This is a genomic window from Rhodoferax sp. ZS1R8 (assembly GCF_056521325.1).
Genome location: NZ_JBWMBA010000098.1, coordinates 1 through 1,293, shown reverse-complemented (window position 1 = coordinate 1,293; position 1,293 = coordinate 1). Strand labels below are relative to the sequence as shown.

The following is a 1,293-nucleotide window of genomic DNA, read 5'->3' as shown; positions in this document are numbered from 1 at the left end:
GCGCCACCTATGTGCGTGAGGGCGTCCTCCCCATGAATGAAGCGCTGAAGGCCCAGAATGTTGAGGAAGCGCTAAAAATTTACAAAGAGGGAGTAAGCCCGTTGTCGCCGAAGGCACTGGACATCTTGACTAAGCTGACAACGCTGCAGCTGGATGTAGCCAAACAAGACTATGAGGCCTCTGTAACCCGGGCGGCTGAGCTGAGGATGTTGTCTATTTTGTCAATGCTCGGCGGATTTGTCTTTGCAGCAGTCTTTGGCGCGCTGATTGTGCGCGGCATAGTGCGCCAATTGGGTGCGGAGCCTGATCAGGTTTTGGCCATCACCGGAGCGATCACTGCCGGTGATTTAACGACCCACATCCAAGTCCCATCAGGTGCAGAACAGAGCGTGATTGCGGGCATGTTGGCTATGCAGCAGTCACTATGTAACGTCGTGTCATCGGTGCGCCAAGGTTCTGAAGGTGTGGCCACCGCCAGCGCCGAAATCGCCCAGGGCAACAACGACCTGAGCCAGCGTACCGAGGAGCAAGCCAGCGCGCTGGAAGAAACGGCAGCCTCGATGGAGCAACTCGGCTCCACCGTCAAACAAAATGCTGACAACGCCCGCCAGGCCAACCAGCTGGCCCAGAGTGCGTCCACCGTGGCCATCAAAGGCGGTGAAGTCGTGGCCAAGGTGGTGGAGACCATGAAAGGCATCAACGACAGCTCCAAAAAGATCAGCGACATCATCAGCGTGATTGACGGCATCGCTTTCCAGACCAACATCCTGGCCTTGAACGCGGCGGTGGAAGCGGCGCGGGCGGGCGAGCAGGGGCGCGGCTTTGCGGTGGTGGCCTCGGAAGTCCGTAGCCTGGCCGGACGCAGTGCGGAGGCCGCCAAGGAAATCAAGAGCCTGATCAACGCCAGCGTGGAGCGGGTCGAACAAGGTACGGTCCTGGTCGATCAGGCCGGTGGCACCATGACCTAGGTGGTGAGCAGCATCCGCCGCGTGACCGACCTCATGGGTGAGATCAGCGCAGCCAGCAGCGAGCAAAGCCAGGGCGTGGCGCAGATCGGTGAGGCGGTGCAACAGATGGATCAGGTGACGCAGCAGAATGCGGCGCTGGTGGAGGAGATGGCGGCAGCGGCATCAAGCCTCAAATCCCAGGCTCAGGAGTTGGTTGGCACGGTGGCGGTGTTCAAGCTGTCGCAAGGCGCGGGGGGCTTCGCGCCTAACACTCCTCATGCCGCCGCGCCGATGAGCCGCAGAGCGCCGAATCAGTTAGCCCCAGTCAGGAAGGCTACGCCCAAGT

The 1,293-nt window shown here is 60.6% G+C and carries 1 pseudogene; it reads left to right on the top strand.

The features are described 5' to 3' along the window. A pseudogene (locus AC097P_RS24110) lies at nucleotides 1–1,293 on the top strand (methyl-accepting chemotaxis protein); the annotation flags it as partial.